We start from the raw sequence: 19,151 nt of genomic DNA on the forward strand, positions 1-19,151 counted from the left end.
TGAAATAAAAAACACTCATCGGAGTTCCACATGAACAAGCAAATTCTGGCTACTTCCCTGGCGGCATTGACCCTCGCCACTTCCCAGGTGGCTATGGCGGCTCGCGACTACATCAGTGTTGTCGGTTCCTCTACTGTTTACCCTTTTACGACCACTGTGGCTGAGCGCTTCAGCCGTGCTACCCAGTTTAAGACCCCGGTAGTTGAATCCACCGGTACTGGTGGTGGCATGAAGCTGTTCTGCCAGGGCGTTGGCGAAAGCACTGCGGATATCACCGGTGCATCTCGTCGTATCAAGCAGTCCGAGTTGGAAATGTGTAATGGCAACGGCGTTGACGTTGTGGAAGTCCAGATTGGCTACGACGGCATCGTACTCGCCAACGCGAAGAAAGCAGCTCCGTTTGAGCTGTCCCGCAAGGACATTTTCCTGGCCCTGGCTAAAGAAGTACCGAACCCTGATGGTTCCGAAACCCTGGTGGCCAATCCCTACAAGACCTGGAAAGACGTAAACCCGGCCTTGCCCAACAGCAAGATCGAAGTTCTGGGCCCGCCCCCAACTTCCGGTACCCGCGATGCCTTTGCCGAGCTGGCAATGGAAGGTGGTTGTAAGAAATTTGGCTGGATCAAGGCCATGAAGAAAAAAGACAAGAGCGCTTACAAGGCGATCTGTCACAACGTGCGCGAAGACGGCGCTTATGTAGAAGCTGGTGAGAACGACAACCTGATCGTGAACAAGCTGGTTGCCAACCCGAATGCCCTGGGCATCTTCGGCTTCAGCTTCCTCGACCAGAATGCCGACAAGGTACAGGGCTCCATGATTGAAGGTCAGGCCCCAACCTTCGATTCTATAGCTGACCAGAGCTACCCGGTATCCCGCCCACTGTTTATCTATGTGAAGAAAGCGCACGCTGACGTAGTACCGGGCATCAAGCAATTCCTGTCGGAGTTCACCAATGAGCGCGCCTGGGGTGATGAAGGTTACTTGGCAGACAAGGGCATGATCCCGCTGCCGCAAGAGAAGCGCCAGCAAATTGCTACCGACGTTCGCAAGCTGAACGCACTGAGTAATCTCGCTGCAAAATAACTTAATCCTGGAGTAGTACAGTCAAAGGGAATTGACGGCCAAGCCCGAGAGGGCTTGGCTTTTCTTTGTCCACAACACTGTGGAATCCGAGGGAAATGTCGGGATAATGCCGACAACCATTTTTTAGTACGGTACATCAATGCAAACCCCCACACTGTTCGCCCTTCTGCTGCTATTGATATTGGTGGCCTACGGTACTGGCTTTAGCCGTGCGCTGAGCGCTGCACGCAGCTTAGGTGGCTTGCGTAATCTGGCCTCCCTGCCCAGTTACTACGGACTATTTGCCGCGCTTTGGTGTGGCCTGCCTGCACTGGTATTGCTTGGAGCCTGGCTGGTTTTTGACGATGCCATTATCCGCGCTATGGTGCTGAACAGTCTGGCCGACAAACCAGAAACGATTTCAGGGCAAAACCTGCTCTACGCTCAAATTCAAAACCTGTCCGCCGGCCATATATTGGGGGAGGCCACCCCACAGTTAAAGTCGGCGGCGGACCACCTTAATCAACTGCGCAACAGCTCCAATAATATGCAGGCATTTTTGAGCCTGATTCTGGCTGTAGGACTTGGGGCGTTTGCGCTGCTGCGCTTCTCCCCGCAATTGCGTGCCCGCGAAAAGGTGGAAAAAGTCCTGCGGACCATACTGATTGCCTGCGCCAGCGCGGCCATTTTCACCACCGTAGGTATTTTGTTTTCGGTCCTGTTTGAATCCCTGCGCTTCTTCCAGTCAGTTCCGGTGACCGAGTTTCTGTTCGGCCTGCACTGGAGCCCGCAGATGGCCCTGCGTGCGGATCAGGTTGGCTCAAGTGGTGCCTTTGGAGCAGTGCCCCTGTTTACCGGTACACTGATGGTTTCCGCCATCGCCATGTTTGTTGCAGTGCCGGTGGGCCTGATGGCCGCTATCTACCTGGCGGAATATGCCAGCAAGCGTGTGCGCACCCTGGCCAAGCCAATTTTGGAAATTCTTGCCGGTGTACCCACGGTGGTATACGGCTTCTTCGCAGCCCTGACAGTTGCTCCCTTTATTCGCGATCTGGCCACCTCTGTTGGTCTGGAGGCCTCCAGTGAAAGCGCCCTGGCTGCCGGCCTGGTGATGGGCATCATGATTATTCCATTTGTCTCCTCGCTTTCAGACGACGTGATCAACGCGGTGCCGCAATCTCTGCGCGACGGTGCCCTGGGTCTGGGCTCCACCCATTCAGAAACCGTGCGCAAAGTTGTGATTCCGGCTGCCTTGCCGGGCATAGTCGGCGGTGTTCTGCTGGCGGTATCCCGCGCAATTGGTGAGACCATGATTGTGGTGATGGCTGCGGGACTTGCGGCCAACCTGACCGCCAACCCGCTGGAGTCGGTGACAACCGTTACCGTTCAGATTGTTACGCTGCTGGTCGGTGACCAGGAGTTTGACAGCCCCAAAACCTTGGCTGCATTTGCCCTTGGCCTGATGCTGTTTGTCACCACACTGGTACTGAACTTTATCGCCCTGCATGTAGTGAAAAAATATCGGGAACAGTATGACTAATCTGACTCAGGCGCAGGTACGCGAGCGCATCGAGAAACGACTCGCCAGCCGTCATCGCACGGAGAAACTATTCCGCGGGCTGGGAATTGCCAGTATCGCCTTCGGCATACTCGCGGTCGTGATTCTGTTCAGCGATATTATTGGTAAGGGCAGCGGTGCTTTTGTACAGACTGCTATCCAACTGGAAGTTCATTACGATACGCAGGTGCTTGGAATCGACAAAGTCGATGATGAGAGCCTGACCTGGGCCAACTTTTCCGGTGTTATTCGCCAGGCCCTGCGCGAGCGTTTCCCATCGGTAACTGGCCGCAGTGACAAGCGCGAGCTGTACACCCTGGTTTCCTCCGGCGCCCCCTTTACCCTGCGCGACCGCCTGGCTGAGAACCCGGAGCTGTTGGGCAAGAGTGAGACGGTGTGGCTAGCCGCCGACGACGATGTGGATACCTTTGTTAAGAGCCTTAAGGATTCCAAAGAAGGTTTTCGCGGCCGCACCTCCGACCAGAAAGCCGGATGGATCGAGCAGCTGTTGGACAGCGGTGAGCTGAAAAAGCGTTTTAACACCACTTTTTTCACCAACGGTGATTCTCGCGAGCCTGAGCAGGCCGGTATTCGCGCCGCACTAATGGGGTCGCTTTTCACCCTGTTGGTGACCCTGGCCTTGTCCTTTCCGATCGGTGTAGCCGCAGCCATCTATCTGGAGGAGTATGCACCGAAGAACCGCTGGACTGACTTGATTGAGGTAAATATCAACAACCTCGCGGCCGTACCTTCTATTGTTTTTGGTCTGTTGGGTCTGGCGATCTTTATCAATTTCTTTGAGTTGCCCCGTTCGGCACCTTTGGTCGGTGGCCTAGTGCTGACCTTGATGACCTTGCCAACGATTATTATTTCCAGCCGTGCGGCGCTGAAGGCGGTGCCACCCTCTATCCGTGAAGCGGCTATGGGCATGGGGGCCTCGCGTATGCAGGTGGTTTTCCACCATGTGCTGCCACTGGCGATGCCGGGCATGCTCACCGGTGCGATTATCGGCATGGCCCAGGCGCTGGGGGAAACAGCCCCCCTGTTGATGATCGGTATGGTGGCCTTTATTGTCGATGTACCGTCCGGGGTGACTGACCCCGCCACAGTGCTGCCTGTACAGATTTTCCTGTGGGCAGATAGCCCGGAGCGTGCCTTTGTTGAACGCACCTCGGCGGCAATTATGGTGCTGTTGAGTGTATTGATTGTGATGAATGCCAGCGCGGTCTTGCTGCGCAAGAAACTTGAGCGCCGCTGGTAATACAGCGCGGATTAACAGAAAGCGGGATTTTTTATGAGTACCATGACCCTGGATGCCGCGGAGCGCACTACTGAAGCGGCGCAATCCGAACTGACTGGCGGGCAGATTGCAGCGAGTGCTGAAGTGCGGAAAACCGTGGGCCAGCCCTTCTGTGACACCGCCAAACTGCGTATGCGCAACGTTGATGTCTATTATGGCGAAGCCCAGGCCATCCATTCTGTCAGCCTGGATATTGGCCGCAATGAAGTGGTGGCCATGATAGGCCCTTCAGGCTGTGGTAAATCCACCTTTCTGCGCTGTCTTAACCGTATGAACGACACTATTGAAGGGTGTCGTGTTGAAGGTGAGTTGAGCCTGGATGGCGATCCTATTTACGGTCCCAAGGTAGACGTAGTGCCCCTGCGCGCTCGGGTGGGCATGGTGTTCCAGAAGCCCAACCCTTTCCCCAAGACAATTTATGAAAACGTCGCCTATGGCCCAAAGATCCATGGTATTGCCAGTCGTCGCGCCGATCTGGATGAAATTGTAGAGAGCAGCCTGCGCCGTGCGGGTCTCTGGGGTGAGGTGAAAGACCGTTTGGATAAACCGGGTACCGGTCTCTCTGGTGGTCAGCAACAGCGCTTGTGTATTGCCCGTGCCATTGCCGTGAGCCCAGAGGTAATTTTGATGGACGAGCCCTGCTCGGCTCTGGACCCTATAGCCACCGCTCGTATTGAGGAGCTGATCGACGAGCTGCGCGAGAACTACACTATCGCCATCGTTACCCACTCGATGCAGCAGGCGGCACGGGTCAGCCAGCGCACGGCTTACTTCCACCTGGGGAAACTTGTCGAAGTTAACGATACCGAAACCGTGTTCACCAACCCCGAGCACGAATTAACCGAAGCCTATATCACCGGCCGCTTCGGCTGAGTCGGTCTTGCCCCGAGGGATCACTATGGAAATGCACTTCGATCAGCATATCTCCCGTCAATTCAACGAAGATCTGGAGAGTATCAAGACCGAGATGTTGGAAATGGGCGGCATGGTCGCCCGCCAGGTAGCCGATGCGGTAGACGCTTTGTCCAATGCCGATAGCCAGCTGGCCGAGGAAGTCCTGCGTGTCGAAGAGGAGATCGATAAAAGTGAGATGGCCCTCGACGAGCACGCAACTTTGATTATCGCCAAGCGCCAGCCCGCTGCTTCAGATTTGCGTATGGTGATGTCGGTAACCCGTATCGCCCGCGACCTCGAGCGCATCGGTGATGAGGCCTGCAAGGTGGCAAAAATGGCCATCGCCCTCACTGATGAAGGTACCTCGCCGCGCGGCTATACTGAAATACGCCATATCGCCAATGCTGTACGCAAAATGCTTAACGACGCCTTGGATGCCTATACTCGTTTTGATGTGGAATCGGCTCTGCGTACCCTGGCGGAAGATGAGCAGGTAGATATGGATTACCGCACCGCGGTGCGCGAGCTGGTTACCTATATGATGGAAGACCCGCGCAGTATTTCGCGAGTGATCAACGTGCTTTGGGCGCTGCGTTCACTGGAGCGTATTGGCGACCATGCGAAGAATATTTGTGAGCAGGTAGTTTATTTGGTGGAAGGTGCGGATATCCGCCACGGCCATGAAAAAAATCTGCGGAAGTCTTGAACTTCCAGTCTGCTATAAAGGTCGCATTAAGCGGCCTTTTTTATTGCAGGTTTTTCCAGCTCGGGCGTCCTGAGAAGAAGCGATGAAATATATTTTCGAAGTTCATATTAAAGAGGGATTCAGTGCTGAGGAATATGCAGAGGCCTGGGTACGGGCGTCCAGGTTAATTCAGCAATATCCCGGCGCGATGGGAACGGAACTTCACCGGAAAATTGATGATCCAAGAAAGTTGCTTGCTGTTGCCACTTGGCGTTGTAAGGACGATAGGGGTGCAATGCAGGCACAGCATTCAGTGGAGATCGAAAAAATCATTCGTAGTGTTGCCCCCTTCGTCGAAATTCGTTCATTGGGTGAATTTGAAGATCCGCAATGGGTTGTTAATTTTAGCTTGGATTAATATTAGTGAATCCAAACTGAATGTAAGCTGAATAAAGCCAGTGTGGCTGATAAGAATTAAAAAAATATAAAATTATATTATTTTTTGTGATTTGTTTTTTCAGTTAATTATTACGCTGCATTACAAGTATTTTTATCTTTTTGTTCCAGTCAATTCAGCCACCTGTTTTATTCAACTTGCCGCAAAAAAATAGTTAACTGAATTTTTGTAATTTGCTGTTGTTGCGAACTAAAAAACTTTTGTTACAATCCGCTGCCCAATTTGGATCCCAACGTTAACGAAGGATTTTGATATGAGATTCAAGCTTGCTGCTCTTCCCCTGATACTTTTCGCGGCTACTGCTGGTGCTGAGGAATACAATTCTATTACGAAGCTCCATTACGCTAATACAGATTATGATTATGATTTTTTTGATTTGGATGAGGATCGATTCACAGCTAGTACGACCTATTTCTTTGGTCAGAAGGAAACCCTGGGGCCGCTGAAAGAGTTTGAATATATCAATAAGGTCAGCAATATTTATGGGGGTTACCGTCACTACAATAGTGGTAGCTTTGACCTAGACACTTTCTCAGCAGGTGGTGAATACTTTGCATCGAATGGCCTTGTATTTGGCGCGGGTATTTTAAATCTATGGGAAGGAAATGTAGACTATCAATCTATAGGGTACTTGTTTACTCCTGATTTCCTGGTAACTCTGAATCATATCGATAATGATAGCGATAATGAGTTTTCTTTGGATATGCGCTACAACCACCAGTTAAGTGGCAATAATTATATTGGTTTTAATCTGAGTATAGATGAGGAGCTGGACAGTGGTACACTGTCTTCCAAGTACTTCATGCACCTGGGTGGTGAACAGTATCTAACTGCAGAATTGCAATATACTAAGCACGACTTTGACGATGACATCTACATCTGGGGGGCTCCAGATGATGATTTCTGGTCTCTGGGCACAGAGTACTTCTTTACTCAGCGCACCTCAGTTGCATTTACTTTTGACGAAGCTGATCGTTACAGCCTGGGAGTGAATCACTACCTCAACCGCAATGTTGCTGTTGAGATAGGTTATGCCTCCGATACCGAGAGTGATAATGTTGACTACGATATATATCAAGTTGGACTGACTGTACAGCTATAAACTAGAGTCAAAAAGGGCTACCTCCGGTAGCCTTTTTTATTTGTTGTTTTGGTTCCTAGTTTTAACTTTTTCTTGTCAGCGCCAGTATTCTTGCCTGCGCCTTAGTGCCAATTTCCCCTCCCGCTTTTGTCGCAGTTTGATAATGCTTTAATGCATCCTGTGCATTACCCTGTTTCTCATAGACTTCACCCAGATAGTAATGCGCATAGGCGGTATCCAGGTAGCGAAGGGAGCGGCTTAAGTCTCGCTCGGCAGATGTGTAGTTCTTGAGTTGTGTACTCGCCATTCCGCGTTTTAGCCAGTGAGAAAATAGGGCTGGGTTTTTCTGCACTGCACGGTCATAGGCTTTGTGGGCGTTCGAGTATTGTTTCTTCTGCGCCAACAGGTCGCCTTCCAGAGCAAAGAAAGCAGCTTCCTTAGGTTGCTGCTTTTGTGCCTTACGGACCAAGGTTAGCGCGCTGTCATACTGCTTTTTACTCGCCGCCTTCATCGCATCATCATAATTTTTGTAGGCATCTGCATCGCGCTTTAACTGGGCTATGGCCTTTTGATAGGCATCTCGATTGGTTACGCCCTTGGGTAGTGATTTACTGTGTTCAATATTGGCACTGATACGGGATTGCGAAGGGGGATGGCTGGCGAAGAGTGCTTCAAGACCATTGGTTTGGCGACTGTTGGAGAGCTGGACAAACTTACGCTGCAGGCGAACCGCCCCCTGGGGATCATAGCCGGCAGCGGCCATATATTTCATCCCATATTCATCGGACTGTAATTCATTGCCGCGACCGTAGCGCGCGATATAAGCTGAGCCACCCAGTTGGCTGCCGCTGGAAATCAGGTCTGCGTAGGCGGTGTCTTTTGTTGCGGCGCCCAGGACTGCAAGCCCTGCGCCCAGCACTTGCTGCTGGGACATAGCGGTAGCGGAGTGCCGTGCGGCGGCGTGTACGATTTCGTGGCCCAATACCGCGGCCAATTCTGCCTCATCATCCAGCAACACCAGCAAACCACGGTTAATGGCAATCTTACCGCCGGGTAGTGCCCAGGCGTTGGGCACGGAATTGTTGAGCACAACGAACTCATAAGGTAACTGGGGCTGGTCGGAAACCCGTGCCAGCTTTTGTCCAACCCGGTTCACATAGTCCTGCAGACTGGGGTCTATGGTGTACTTTCCACCCTGTTGCTGTTGGTTGATAGGGTATTGCTGCTGTCCCAGGTTCAACTCCTGCTGGGGGGAGACCAGTGAGAATTGCTGTTCTCCGGTCACTGGGTTGACGACGCAACCGCTGAGCACAGAGGTTGCTACAAACGCCGCAGCGGCGAATAAAGTCTGGTTGCGCGAGATCATTGCCTGCCTCCCTGTATAATGCTGGGTATTTAACGATCACCCATTGTACACAGTCCGGGAAAGAGAGGTTATGACAGCACTACAGGTAATCGAGTTGTTTGCGGGTACCAATCCGGATGGCGAGCCGGTGGTGGAGCGCCTTCAGGTGCGCATCAACGAGGACGACAGTTGTCAGCTGGTACGCTCGCCCGCATTTATCAAAGGCATTGCTAGTGGCGATAGCATCAAGGTGGACAAGGACACCCAGCAGTTCGAACTGGTAAAGCGTTCCGGCAACCTGGCGATTCGGGTATTTTGCCGCGCTGACAGCGCAGAGCTTTCTGATAAATTAACCCCGCAACTGGAGAAACTTGGAGGTGAATTGGACCTGGAAGTTCCGCGTATGCTGGTTTACAGCATCCATGTCAGCTGTGGCTTCGACAAGATCGAGAAGCTTCTTAACGGTGCTTGCGATGGAGCCAATAGCGTCTGGTATTACGGTAATGTGTATGATCCCAAGGATGGCCAGACGCCGCTGAACTGGTGGCAGGATATTTTAAAGCCGGAATAACTGCGTTTGTGACAGCTTAAGGTAGTAGCGTGGTGAGTGCAGCTCCTGGCGAAACCCCAAGACATATCCAGGGTCATGACTGGTGTTGAATGTCACTGGTAGTGAGAGATCACGGTACCGGTGGCCAGGCAGAAGAAGAACGTAAGGCATCCGATGTTAATTGTGATTTCTCCAGCGAAAACGCTGGACTACGAAAGCGAAATCCCCGAACTGGAAACTACCCAGCCGGATTTTCTCAAGGAGTCTGCAGCACTGATCAAGGAGCTGCGCGAACTCAGTCCGCAACAGATTTCCAGTCGGATGATAGTTTCCGACAAGCTCGGTATCTTGAATTACGACCGTTTCCAGGCGTGGAAGCGGCCTTTTACGGTCCGGAATTCACGCCCCGCCCTACTCGCTTTTAAGGGCGATGTTTATACCGGCCTCGATGCCCAGTCTATGGCTAAGCGGGATTTCAATTATGCGCAGAAACACTTGCGTATGCTGTCGGGGCTCTATGGCCTTTTGCGCCCCATGGACCTGATGCAGCCTTACCGCCTGGAAATGGGAACCAAGTTTGAAAATTCCCGCGGTAAAAACCTGTACGAGTTCTGGGGAAAGCAAATCACAGAGGCTCTTAATAAGCAGTTACACAGCCTGAAAAGCCGTGAATTAGTGAATCTTGCCTCCAACGAGTACTTTAAATCGGTTAAACCCAAAGAGCTCGATGCCGAGATAATCACCCCGCACTTTAAGGACCTGAAAAACGGGGAATACAAAATGATCAGCTTTTTCGCCAAGAAGGCGCGGGGCATGATGAGTCGTTGGGCCATCGACCAGCGGGTTAAAAAAGCAGAGCAGCTCAAGGGTTTCGATGTGGCGGGCTATGAATTCAACCCTGAAATGTCCAGTGAGAGAGACTGGATATTTACCCGGGACGAGGCGCAATGAGCGAGTCTCTCCTGCCGGATGCACCCTCCTGCGTACGCAACCGGGAGCCGATCCTGGGGCATCTCCGGCGCCTGTTGGCCAATAGCCGGAAAGTACTGGAAGTTGGTAGTGGCACTGGACAGCATGCGGTTTACTTTGCTCCACAATTGCCCCAGCTGACCTGGCAGACTTCGGAACGTGTGGATATGTTACCGGGGGTTCGCGCCTGGCTGGAGAAGCAGCCCGCACAAAACCTGAGGCCGCCGCTTGCCCTGGATGTTGACAAAGACTGGCCTGAGCTCAATGTGGATACGGTCTTCACTGCTAACACCCTACATATTATGTCGAGGGGCTCGGTGCAGCGCTTTTTCCATAAGTTGCACTCTGTCCTGCAACCCGGTGGGCAATTGATTGTCTATGGCCCAATGAAAATTGATGGGGTTTTTGTCGGGCCGAGTAATGCCGATTTTGACCTCTGGCTCAAGGAGCGCGACCCAGCTAGTGGCATCCGCGATCTGGAGTGGTTGGATAAACTTGCCGACGATGCCGGGATGCAACGCGAAGAACTCAATTACCTGCCGGCCAACAACCAATTGGTGGTCTGGCGTAAAAACGATAATAAATAATAAGGAGTAGATATGCCTGCGTGGTTTGAAGTGACAGTAATTGTGGCCTTTGCCATAGGCGCCGTGTTCTTTTTTGCCAAATATCGTGAAACTGCGGCCGCTCTTCATGAGAGCGAGCGCATGAAAATGCGTCTTTCCAATGATCTGAACCGCTACAAGGATGTGTCCCGTCTACGTGCGTTGCGTGATGCCTTGTTAGGCACCAGGCCCCTGCCTACAGATGATGAGGGCAATGAGCATCTGCTGCTGCGTGATGGTGATCTGCAGTTGCACCACCTCATCCTGCGTCGCGAGAGCAACCGGGTCAATGATGAGGATGAGAGCACCTATACAAAGAACGGAGAGCAGATAAGGCTGGAGGAATTTGAATAGTCCTGCCTCAGCTTAGGAGCCCGGATAAGGCGGTGTCAGGTGCCCGCCACTACCTCAGGTGTTTTCTCCACTTTGCCTGCCACCTTTTGTTGTGGGAAGTGCAAAGTGAAAGTGCTGCCCTGGGCGGGAGTGCTTTCAACACTCATCTCTCCATCGTGGCGCAGTAATACATGCTTCACGATCGCCAGCCCCAGACCGGTGCCGCCGCTGTCCCGCGAGCGGCCGGGATCTACCCGGTAGAAGCGCTCTGTCAGGCGCGGAATATGCATTGGATCTATGCCGATACCTCGGTCCTCGACACTAAAGTGTCCCCCCAGGCTGTCCTGCCACCAGCGCAGTTTGATTTCCCCCTCTTCAGGGCTGTACTTCACTGCGTTCAGCACCAGGTTGGCGAAGGCACTGTACAGCTCGCTGGCATCGCCGCAAATACAGTTGTGGGTTTCGCTGTGCACTTCTATCTGGTGGCGGCCGCCGCTGAAGCTGCGCGCCTCGCGTGCGACCCGTTCCATCAGCTCCTGCACATCCACTGGCATGTCGTCGCCTGTGCGCTCCGAAGTCTCAAGGCGTGCCAGAAGTAATAAATCATTGACCAGGGTGGTCATACGGGAGGCCTGCTCTCCCATTTGTGCCAGAGGACGTTGCCATGCAGGCGGAGCCATATCGCTGCCCTGAAGGGTTTCCAGGTAACCAGCGATAACTGTCAGGGGGGTGCGTAACTCATGAGAAACATTGGCGACAAAGTCACGACGCATCTGCTCAAGGTTGTGCAGGCGGGTGATATCGCGAACGATAACCAGCGCTTCATCCTTTCCGTAACGGGTCACCTCCAGCTGCAGGCGCAGTGTCTCATTACCTGGAGCGGGTAGGGTCAGGGGTTCCTGTGAGTCGGTATCCTCGCTGTGCATATAGCTGACAAAGCCGGGATCGCGCACAAAGTTAACCAGGGATTGCCCGCTATCGCTGGCCTGCAGGCCGAGGAGCTCTCCGGCAGCTGGGTTCCACCAAGCCAGGTGATCGCCGTTTTCCAGTGCGACTATACCCTCACGCAGGGCGCCGGTGCTATCCTGCACTCGGCGCAGCATGGCGTGGAGTTTTTGTTTCTCGCGGCGGTGGCGGCGCTGCATGCGATAAAAATCGTCGTAGATTTCGCCCCAGATGCCGAAGGCCGTTGGCGCGGGCCCGCGCCGGCCGTTGGCCAACCAGCGGTTGAAACGCTGCTGTTGCCACAATAAAGATATTAGGTAGGCGGCCAGGCCCGCTATCAGGGCGAGTGACCAATTGCCTGAGGTGAACCCAAGAATGGTGCAGCCCAGGGAGATAATTACAAAACGTGAAAATTCGCCAATACTGCGATCCAACATAGCGTTGCCGTGTTACCTGACGGACGGCGAAAGGGTTTGTTTAGCAGCCTTTCGCACTCAATACATCTTGGAAACCTGCAGCTTTCAAATATGACCGAGGGTTCCCGTGGGAGTCAGTGCCGATCTTTGTGAATTGTCACACTTTTTCGACAGTTTGCACAGAAAATCGGTAGCCAGTGCCGCGTACTGTCTGGATATAGCGGTCGTGACCGTCCATTGTCAGGGCCTTACGCAGCCGACGGATATGTACGTCCACGGTGCGCTCCTCGACATATACATTGCCGCCCCAGACGTGGTCCAGCAATTGGGTGCGGGTGTAGGCGCGCTCCTGGTGGGAGAGGAAAAAGGTCAGCAGGCGGAATTCGGTGGGTCCCATATCTACAGGTTGTCCCTTGATGGTGACCCGATGACTGAGTGGGTCCAGCACCAGGTTGCCTGCGCTCAGGGGATCCTCCGGGGTGGCTGGTCCGGCGCGACGCAGCACCGCTTTAAGGCGTGCGACCAGCTCTCTGGGGGAGAAAGGTTTGGTGATATAATCGTCAGCGCCGGTCTCTAAGGCCTTGATTTTATTGTCTTCTTCGCCCTTGGCGGTGAGCATGATGATAGGTACTGAAGTAGTCAGTTCATCACGCTTGAGGCGCCGGGCCAACTCGACACCGGAGACATCCGGCAGCATCCAATCGAGTAAGATCAGGTCCGGCTTTTCATCTATGACCAGGGCGTGGGCCTCCTGGGCATTTTCCGCTTCGAGGCAGCGATAGTCAGCCATTTCCAGAGCGACCCGCAGCATATCGCGTACAGGGGCTTCGTCATCGACAATCAGGATCGTTTTACTGTGCATTTGCCTGCCATACCCGCTCTGTTGTCAGGATTTCCCGGTTATGGCCGGGGATTAAACGGCATTTATATGACAAATATATGACGGTTACTTCCTGTCCCCCAGTCTTTGCCTAATGCAGCACATAATGCAGGGAAATTCCGGCAAATATCGCCAACCCCACCCAGTTGTTATTGATAAACGCTTGAAAGCAAGCCTCTCTCTTTCGCTCGCGTATCAACCACTGCTGGTAGGTGAACAGTGCGGCCACAACGACCAGGGAAAGGTGGTAAATGCCCCCCAAATCAAAGCGCTGGCCAATAAGCAGCAGCGCCATTAGCACGAGTAGCTGCAGGGTTGCAGTCATCGCCTTGTCCATCTCGCCAAACAGGATTGCCGTGGATTTGACCCCGATTTTCAGATCGTCATCCCGATCCACCATTGCGTAAAAAGTGTCGTAACAAAGGGTCCAAAGCAAATTGGCAACATAGAGAAGCCAGGCCTGAGGTGGGATTTCGCCAGTTACTGCGGCGAAAGCCATGGGGATCCCCATGCTGAATGCGGCACCCAGAACCACTTGTGGCAGGTGGGTATGGCGCTTGGCAAAGGGATAGCAGAAGGCCAGGGCCAGGGCTGGCAGGGAAAGGAGAATGGTTAACTGGTTGGTCGTTAGTACCAACCCGAAGGCTGCCAGGCTGAGCCCAGCGAAAAGACCGAGCGCTGCTTTTGGGGGGATACTGCCAGTGGCCAGCGGCCGCGCTACAGTGCGTTTTACCTTGCCATCGATTTCGCGATCGGCAAAATCGTTTACAGCGCAGCCGGCTGCTCGCATTAGTATCACCCCAAGGGTGAATACAGTCAGCAAGTGCAGTCCTGGCCAACCACCTGCAGCGAGCCACAGTGCCGCCCAAGTGGGCCACAGCAGTAACAGGGAGCCAATGGGCTTGTCCATACGGGCCAGCTGCCAGTAGGGCATGATTGAGGGCCAGCGGGTGGCAATCTGTTGGCTGATCACGGTGGACTCTCCTGGTGTCTAGTTAGTGACTGCGTTGGCCATAGGTGGGGTCTCGGGTTGGAAGCTCGAGAGAAAAGTCTCAGCCACCAGTAAAGGTTTACCCCGCAGCCAGAAAGTAGAGCGGCGCCCCCAGGCATTTTCATTCTCGCTGCAGAGAGGTTCCAGCTGAATCTTGGGGTTGCGCTGCAGGCGATTAAATTGAATATCGCCTCGATGGATACCCGGTTCACTGAACAGTAACTCTCCCAATGGGCGATCGTCCAGGCTGCGCAAATTGCGTGACTTGCCTTGCAGACTGCGCATCGGCAGTACACTGCGCGCATAGACCCAGGGTTGGCCTCGGCCATACAACAAAACTTCCCGCACCAGGGCGCGACTGTGCTCGTGTAGTTTGAGGGTGAGACATTCTTCGGCAAGGGGGAGCTGCCAGCCCTGAAAGAGCACTTGTACACGAAAATCCCCCCCGCTCTGTTGTTTCAGGGCGGCCGTCAGTGATCCCGGATACTCCAGCCACGGCAGCAGTGATTCGGGAGGTTGGGGTAGTGTTGGCTCTAGAGGTTGCCCACGCCAATCGCCGGTGGGTACAAATGGAGATTGGTGCAACGATAACTCCGCAGTCTGGGAAAATCGTATTGTACCTCGCCCGCTGGCGGCTGGCCTCACCCTGTTGCACTTTTGCTCCCCGAGGCGCCAGTGGATATAGTGCCCTCTTTAATGAAAACAACGAATCTATAACGAATCCATAAAGAGAAGCTTGTTATGGGGCTGACTACAAAAATTCTGCTGGGGATGATTGCTGGCATTCTGCTGGGGTGCTTGTTCAATTTCCTGAACATGAGCCAGCTGCTCGGCGAGGGTGCAACCACCGCCATTAACCTATATCTGACCGAAGGGCTGTTCGACATAATCGGTCGAATCTTTATTGCCTCGCTGAAGCTGATGGTGGTACCACTGGTACTAGTTTCTCTGATTAGTGGCGCATGTGCACTGTCTGAGGGCAGCCGTATCGGGCCGCTGGCGGGTAAAACTGTTTTGCTCTATATGCTGACCACGGCTATCGCTATTACCTTGGCTCTGTGTCTGGCATTGATATTCCAACCTGGTGTTGGTGTGAGCGAAACCGCGGCAGAAGCCACCGAGGCTTATCAGCCAAAGGAATCCCCACCGCTTTCCGAAGTGCTGGTGAACATTTTCCCCACGAATCCAGTAGCGGCTATGGCTGAAGGCAATATGCTGCAGATTATCGTATTTGCCCTGCTGATGGGCTATGCGATTTCCCGCTGTGGCGAGCCGGGCCAGCGTATTGCAGCTTTCTTCAATGACCTCAATGCTGTCGTACTGCGTATGGTGGGTGTGCTGATGGTGTTTGCTCCTTACGGAGTTTTTGCTCTGCTGGCGAAAACCTTTGCCGACCTGGGATTTGCAGGTTTACTGCAGCTAGGGAAATATTTCCTGGTCGTGCTGGGTGCCCTGCTGCTCCACGCCTTGGGCACTTACTCAATACTGTTGAAGTTGTTGAGTGGCCTAAACCCACTGGAGCTGCTGAAGAAAATGTGGTCCACCATGGTATTCGCCTTTAGCACCGCGTCATCCGCAGCCACGATACCGGTGACCCTGTCGACTGTAGAGAAGCGCCTCGGTGTGGACAACAAGATCGCTGCCTTTACTGTTCCCCTGGGCGCCACGATCAATATGGATGGCACGGCGATTATGCAGGGGGTGGCGACCGTCTTTATTGCTCAGTTCTTCGGTGTGGATATTGGTCTGACGGGATACCTGACAGTGATTCTTACAGCGACTCTGGCTTCTATCGGTACCGCCGGGGTGCCCGGTGTCGGCCTGATTATGCTCGGTATGGTGCTGCAGCAGGTGGGTCTGCCACTGGAGGGGATTGCTATCGTGATCGGCGTCGACCGCTTGCTGGATATGGTGCGCACTGCGGTGAATATTACTGGCGATGCGGTGGTGAGTAGTGTGGTGGCAAAAAGTGAAGGCGCTTTGGATGAAGAGACTTATTACGATTCCAACTACAAGAGCGTGAGTATCAACGATAACCAGAGTACCGTTGGCGCCCACTGAGGCGCCTTTCATCAAGCCTCGGCAAAACGGGGCTTGTTCTGCAGCCAGCGCTTAATCAGCTGGCTTCGCATCTCCTGATCCAGCGCTGGGGATGTGGCAATCCTCTGCACCTGTGGCAGCAGCTCGGCATCTCTCTGCAGGTCGGCTATGCGGTGCTGGATCTCCCCAGTCTGGCGGGTGCCGAGGATTTCCCCCGGCCCGCGCAGGCGCAGGTCTTCCTCGGCAATAGCAAAACCATCACTGTGTTGGCGCAGCGCCTGCAAGCGTGCGCGCCCATTTTGCGATAAGGGGGTGCCATAGAGCAGCACACAGTGGCTGGCGATGGAGCCGCGCCCCACGCGACCGCGCAGCTGGTGCAGCTGGGCCAAGCCGAGCCGCTCAGGATTTTCGATAATCATCAAACTGGCATTGGGCACATCCACCCCTACCTCGATCACGGTGGTCGCTACTAACAGATCCACTTCACCTGCCTTGAAAGCGCTCATTACCTGCTCTTTCTGCTCCGCTTTAAGACGCCCGTGTACCAGGGCCACACGCACGCCATCCAGCATCTCTGCCAGTTCCTCGGCGGTAGATTCTGCTGCCTGTGCCTGCAGACTCTCTGATTCTTCAATCAGGGTGCAGACCCAATAGGCTTGGCGGCCCTCGGCAATGGCACTGTGCACCCGCTCCATCACCTGGTCACGACGATCATTGGAAATTGCCACGGTATTGATGGGCTGTCTTCCCGGCGGAAGCTCATCAATGATTGAGCAGTCCAGATCGGCAAAGGCCGACATGGCCAGGGTGCGTGGAATCGGAGTTGCGGTCATGATCAACTGGTGGGGCTGTAACCGACCGGTGGCACCGCTGGCGGCGCCTTTTTCACGAAGCTCCAGGCGCTGACGTACACCAAAGCGGTGCTGCTCATCGATAATCACCAGCACCAGGTTGTGGAAAGTCACCTCCTCCTGGAAAAGCGCATGGGTGCCAACCACCAGTTGTGCTTCACCGCTGGCTACTTTTGCCAGCTGCTCGCGCCGCTCAGCGGCCTTTAGACTGCCGGTCAGTTGGGCCACTTGTATTCCGAGAGGTTCGAGCCAGTTACAGAAGTTGACTCTGTGTTGCTCTGCAAGAATCTCCGTGGGCGCCATTACGGCAACCTGGGCCCCTGCACCGATGCCCTTGAGCGCGGCCATGGCTGCCACCAGGGTCTTACCGGCACCGACATCTCCCTGCAAAAGGCGCATCATAGGGCTGTTCAGGGTGAGATCTTCGGAGATTTCCTCACATACCCGCTGCTGTGCCCCGGTGAGTGAGAATGGCAGGCGCGAGAGAAAGTCCCTCTCCAGGGATTCGTTTACCGGCAGCGGCGGTGCAGCAACCCTGGCGCTATTGCGACGCAGCTCCAGCAGACTTAAGTGGTGGGCGAGTAACTCCTCCAGCGCCAGGCGTTGCTGTGCCGGGTGTATACCGGCGCCGAGCTGTTCCAGCTGGGTGCCGGCGGGAGGTGAGTGCAGGTAAATCAAGGCGTCCCTGAGCGGGTAACGCAATACTTTGGGTAGCAACTCCGCGGGTAGTAACTCGGTGACGGCGCCGCCGCGCAAGAGCGCTACGGCTTGCTGTAACAGTCCGCGCATGCGTCCCTGGCTAACACCCTCGGTCAGGGGGTAAACCGGGGTGAGAGTTTCTTCAGTGGCTGCATTCTCGCTGCCCACCACTTCGGTTTCCGGGTGGTAGAGCTCCAGGCCGGCGGCGCCGCGACGTGCCTCACCAAAGCAGCGCAGGCGTGCACCGCGGGCGAAACGGTTTTTCTGCGCTGCAGAAAAATGGAAAAACCGCAGAGTGATGCTGCCACTCATATCCTGCAATTTTACAACCAGACTGCGCCGTCGACCGAAAACGACATCAGCGGCAGTCACTTCGCCTTCGATGACTGCGTCCATACCTGCGGTCAGCCCGGCAACCGGCACTATGCGGGTGCGGTCCTGGTAGCGCAGCGGTAAATGAAATAGCAGATCCTGCAGGGAGTGAATGTGCAGCTTGGCCAGCACCAGGGCAAACTTGTCCCCTACCCCTTTGAGAGCAGTGACAGGTTGTTCTGCAAGGCTGGTCAGGGCTCGATCAGGTGACACTGGCTGATCGCCTCACGCAGAATGTCAATGGCGCGGTGGCGCGGGAAACTGGCGCGCCAGGCCAGGGCGACTGTGCGGCGTGGGCCCGGCGCGATAAAGGGGCGGGTTTCCAGTAACCCGCTTGCGTATTGCGATGCCGCGGCAGCGGATAGCGGTAACACTGTGATACCCAGTCCTGAGGCCACCATGTGGCGCAGGGTCTCCAGCGAGCTGCCGTCGGCGGCGGTCCGGATACCCCCGCCGCCGGTATCCTTCTCCATGGTCAGCTGCAGGTGTGGGCAGGCTTCGAGCACCTGGTCGCGGAAACAGTGGCCCTCACCCAGCAATAGTACGTTGTCCTCTGTGAGTTGCTCCGGATCGATGCTCTCAAACTTGGTGAGGGGGTGCCCGGTGGGCATCAGCACTACAAAAGGCTCGTCGTAGAGGGGTTGTGTGACCACATCCGGCTCGGTAAATGGCAGTGCGATAATAATCGCGTCCAGCTCTCCCTTGCGCAGCCTCTGGCGCAGGACGGCGGTATAGCCCTCCTCTACGTACAGTGGCATTTCGGGAGCCAGGTGTTGCAGCTGTGGGATAAAGTGCGGAAACAGGTAGGGTCCGATGGTGAAAATTGCACCAACGGAAAGAGGGCTTACCAGCTGGTCCTTGCCGGCACTGGCGATGTCCTTGATCGCTGCCGATTGCTCAAGTACGAGCTGCGCCTGGGCCACGATACGCTCCCCTAGAGGGGTAGCCTGGACCCGGGTCTTGGAGCGCTCAAACAGCGCTACACCCAGTTCCTTTTCCAGTTTTTTAACTGCAATAGACAGGGTTGGCTGGCTCACGTAACAGCGCTCGGCGGCGCGGCCAAAATGCTGTTCCTGGGCGAGAGTGACTATGTAGCGCAATTCATTGAGAGTCATGGT

The 19,151-nt window shown here is 54.5% G+C and carries 19 protein-coding genes; 12 read left to right on the forward strand and 7 right to left on the reverse strand.

Annotated features, from left to right (window positions below):
* Nucleotides 1-30 precede the first annotated feature (30 nt).
* From GL2_RS07020 to GL2_RS07050, 7 genes are all read left to right on the forward strand, one after another.
* On the forward strand, nucleotides 31-1,083 hold the full coding sequence (locus GL2_RS07020) for a PstS family phosphate ABC transporter substrate-binding protein (protein ID WP_143729987.1): 1,053 nt from the start codon (nucleotides 31-33) through the stop codon (nucleotides 1,081-1,083).
* A gap of 139 nt (nucleotides 1,084-1,222) precedes the next feature.
* Nucleotides 1,223-2,602, forward strand: coding sequence for a phosphate ABC transporter permease subunit PstC (pstC, locus tag GL2_RS07025; RefSeq protein ID WP_143729988.1), 1,380 nt, complete (start codon nucleotides 1,223-1,225; stop codon nucleotides 2,600-2,602).
* Nucleotides 2,595-3,881: a phosphate ABC transporter permease PstA gene (gene pstA, locus GL2_RS07030; RefSeq protein WP_143729989.1), complete on the forward strand. Its 1,287-nt coding sequence runs from the start codon at nucleotides 2,595-2,597 to the stop codon at nucleotides 3,879-3,881. Before pstC ends, pstA begins: the two co-directional genes overlap by 8 nt.
* A 33-nt stretch (nucleotides 3,882-3,914) precedes the next feature.
* Nucleotides 3,915-4,793, forward strand: a complete 879-nt coding sequence (pstB, locus tag GL2_RS07035; RefSeq protein WP_143729990.1) for a phosphate ABC transporter ATP-binding protein PstB — start codon at nucleotides 3,915-3,917, stop codon at nucleotides 4,791-4,793.
* A gap of 25 nt (nucleotides 4,794-4,818) precedes the next feature.
* Entirely contained in the window at nucleotides 4,819-5,520 is a 702-nt protein-coding gene (gene phoU / locus GL2_RS07040) for a phosphate signaling complex protein PhoU (protein ID WP_143729991.1), read from the forward strand.
* 82 nt (nucleotides 5,521-5,602) lie between these two features.
* Nucleotides 5,603-5,917, forward strand: a complete 315-nt coding sequence (locus tag GL2_RS07045) for an antibiotic biosynthesis monooxygenase (protein ID WP_143729992.1) — start codon at nucleotides 5,603-5,605, stop codon at nucleotides 5,915-5,917.
* Between the two features lie 292 nt (nucleotides 5,918-6,209).
* On the forward strand, nucleotides 6,210-7,058 hold the full coding sequence (locus GL2_RS07050) for a putative porin (protein ID WP_143729993.1): 849 nt from the start codon (nucleotides 6,210-6,212) through the stop codon (nucleotides 7,056-7,058).
* A 61-nt stretch (nucleotides 7,059-7,119) separates the two neighbouring features.
* Here the strand turns inward: GL2_RS07050 and GL2_RS07055 are convergent, their stop codons facing one another.
* Nucleotides 7,120-8,403, reverse strand: a complete 1,284-nt coding sequence (locus GL2_RS07055) for a M48 family metalloprotease (RefSeq protein WP_143729994.1) — start codon at nucleotides 8,401-8,403, stop codon at nucleotides 7,120-7,122.
* A gap of 70 nt (nucleotides 8,404-8,473) precedes the next feature.
* Here GL2_RS07055 and GL2_RS07060 point away from each other — a divergent pair, with 70 nt between their 5' ends.
* The 4 genes from GL2_RS07060 to GL2_RS07075 all read left to right on the forward strand — a co-directional run bounded on the left by GL2_RS07060 (nucleotide 8,474) and on the right by GL2_RS07075 (nucleotide 10,860).
* A complete protein-coding gene (locus GL2_RS07060; RefSeq protein WP_143729995.1) occupies nucleotides 8,474-8,953 on the forward strand; it encodes a DUF4265 domain-containing protein in 480 nt (159 codons plus the stop codon).
* Nucleotides 8,954-9,106: 153 nt separating this feature from the next.
* Nucleotides 9,107-9,883, forward strand: a complete 777-nt coding sequence (gene yaaA, locus GL2_RS07065) for a peroxide stress protein YaaA (RefSeq protein WP_143729996.1) — start codon at nucleotides 9,107-9,109, stop codon at nucleotides 9,881-9,883.
* Nucleotides 9,880-10,488, forward strand: a complete 609-nt coding sequence (locus GL2_RS07070; RefSeq protein ID WP_143729997.1) for a DUF938 domain-containing protein — start codon at nucleotides 9,880-9,882, stop codon at nucleotides 10,486-10,488. Before yaaA ends, GL2_RS07070 begins: the two co-directional genes overlap by 4 nt.
* A 12-nt stretch (nucleotides 10,489-10,500) precedes the next feature.
* Nucleotides 10,501-10,860, forward strand: a complete 360-nt coding sequence (locus GL2_RS07075; protein WP_143729998.1) for a hypothetical protein — start codon at nucleotides 10,501-10,503, stop codon at nucleotides 10,858-10,860.
* 35 nt (nucleotides 10,861-10,895) lie between these two features.
* Here the strand turns inward: GL2_RS07075 and phoR are convergent, their stop codons facing one another.
* The 4 genes from phoR to GL2_RS07095 all read right to left on the reverse strand — a co-directional run bounded on the left by phoR (nucleotide 10,896) and on the right by GL2_RS07095 (nucleotide 14,656).
* Nucleotides 10,896-12,221, reverse strand: a complete 1,326-nt coding sequence (phoR, locus tag GL2_RS07080; RefSeq protein WP_143729999.1) for a phosphate regulon sensor histidine kinase PhoR — start codon at nucleotides 12,219-12,221, stop codon at nucleotides 10,896-10,898.
* Nucleotides 12,222-12,357: 136 nt separating this feature from the next.
* Nucleotides 12,358-13,062 carry a phosphate regulon transcriptional regulator PhoB gene (gene phoB, locus GL2_RS07085; protein WP_143730000.1) on the reverse strand — a complete coding sequence of 235 codons (705 nt, stop codon included), beginning with the start codon at nucleotides 13,060-13,062 and terminating at the stop codon, nucleotides 12,358-12,360.
* Between the two features lie 109 nt (nucleotides 13,063-13,171).
* Nucleotides 13,172-14,014: a 4-hydroxybenzoate octaprenyltransferase gene (ubiA, locus tag GL2_RS07090; RefSeq protein WP_143732817.1), complete on the reverse strand. Its 843-nt coding sequence runs from the start codon at nucleotides 14,012-14,014 to the stop codon at nucleotides 13,172-13,174.
* A gap of 57 nt (nucleotides 14,015-14,071) precedes the next feature.
* On the reverse strand, nucleotides 14,072-14,656 hold the full coding sequence (locus tag GL2_RS07095; protein WP_232053784.1) for a chorismate lyase: 585 nt from the start codon (nucleotides 14,654-14,656) through the stop codon (nucleotides 14,072-14,074).
* A 156-nt stretch (nucleotides 14,657-14,812) separates the two neighbouring features.
* On the opposite strand from GL2_RS07095, the gene GL2_RS07100 reads away from it, so the two are divergent.
* On the forward strand, nucleotides 14,813-16,132 hold the full coding sequence (locus tag GL2_RS07100; RefSeq protein ID WP_143730001.1) for a dicarboxylate/amino acid:cation symporter: 1,320 nt from the start codon (nucleotides 14,813-14,815) through the stop codon (nucleotides 16,130-16,132).
* Nucleotides 16,133-16,143: 11 nt separating this feature from the next.
* Here the strand turns inward: GL2_RS07100 and recG are convergent, their stop codons facing one another.
* The gene (gene recG, locus GL2_RS07105; RefSeq protein ID WP_143730002.1) at nucleotides 16,144-18,246 is read right to left on the reverse strand and encodes an ATP-dependent DNA helicase RecG; all 2,103 of its coding nucleotides are present in this window, start codon (nucleotides 18,244-18,246) and stop codon (nucleotides 16,144-16,146) included.
* Nucleotides 18,225-19,148, reverse strand: a complete 924-nt coding sequence (locus GL2_RS07110) for a hydrogen peroxide-inducible genes activator (RefSeq protein ID WP_143730003.1) — start codon at nucleotides 19,146-19,148, stop codon at nucleotides 18,225-18,227. Before GL2_RS07110 ends, recG begins: the two co-directional genes overlap by 22 nt.
* Nucleotides 19,149-19,151 lie beyond the last annotated feature (3 nt).

Source organism: Microbulbifer sp. GL-2, from assembly GCF_007183175.1.
Lineage (GTDB): Bacteria > Pseudomonadota > Gammaproteobacteria > Pseudomonadales > Cellvibrionaceae > Microbulbifer.

Coding starts and splice junctions, on each gene's coding strand:
- GL2_RS07020 (WP_143729987.1), top strand. CDS start 31: ATGAACAAGCAAATTCTGGCTACTTCCCTGGCGGCATTGACCCTCGCC.
- pstC (WP_143729988.1), top strand. CDS start 1,223: ATGCAAACCCCCACACTGTTCGCCCTTCTGCTGCTATTGATATTGGTG.
- pstA (WP_143729989.1), top strand. CDS start 2,595: ATGACTAATCTGACTCAGGCGCAGGTACGCGAGCGCATCGAGAAACGA.
- pstB (WP_143729990.1), top strand. CDS start 3,915: ATGAGTACCATGACCCTGGATGCCGCGGAGCGCACTACTGAAGCGGCG.
- phoU (WP_143729991.1), top strand. CDS start 4,819: ATGGAAATGCACTTCGATCAGCATATCTCCCGTCAATTCAACGAAGAT.
- GL2_RS07045 (WP_143729992.1), top strand. CDS start 5,603: ATGAAATATATTTTCGAAGTTCATATTAAAGAGGGATTCAGTGCTGAG.
- GL2_RS07050 (WP_143729993.1), top strand. CDS start 6,210: ATGAGATTCAAGCTTGCTGCTCTTCCCCTGATACTTTTCGCGGCTACT.
- GL2_RS07055 (WP_143729994.1), bottom strand. CDS start 8,403: ATGATCTCGCGCAACCAGACTTTATTCGCCGCTGCGGCGTTTGTAGCA.
- GL2_RS07060 (WP_143729995.1), top strand. CDS start 8,474: ATGACAGCACTACAGGTAATCGAGTTGTTTGCGGGTACCAATCCGGAT.
- yaaA (WP_143729996.1), top strand. CDS start 9,107: ATGTTAATTGTGATTTCTCCAGCGAAAACGCTGGACTACGAAAGCGAA.
- GL2_RS07070 (WP_143729997.1), top strand. CDS start 9,880: ATGAGCGAGTCTCTCCTGCCGGATGCACCCTCCTGCGTACGCAACCGG.
- GL2_RS07075 (WP_143729998.1), top strand. CDS start 10,501: ATGCCTGCGTGGTTTGAAGTGACAGTAATTGTGGCCTTTGCCATAGGC.
- phoR (WP_143729999.1), bottom strand. CDS start 12,221: ATGTTGGATCGCAGTATTGGCGAATTTTCACGTTTTGTAATTATCTCC.
- phoB (WP_143730000.1), bottom strand. CDS start 13,062: ATGCACAGTAAAACGATCCTGATTGTCGATGACGAAGCCCCTGTACGC.
- ubiA (WP_143732817.1), bottom strand. CDS start 14,014: ATGCCCTACTGGCAGCTGGCCCGTATGGACAAGCCCATTGGCTCCCTG.
- GL2_RS07100 (WP_143730001.1), top strand. CDS start 14,813: ATGGGGCTGACTACAAAAATTCTGCTGGGGATGATTGCTGGCATTCTG.
- GL2_RS07110 (WP_143730003.1), bottom strand. CDS start 19,148: ATGACTCTCAATGAATTGCGCTACATAGTCACTCTCGCCCAGGAACAG.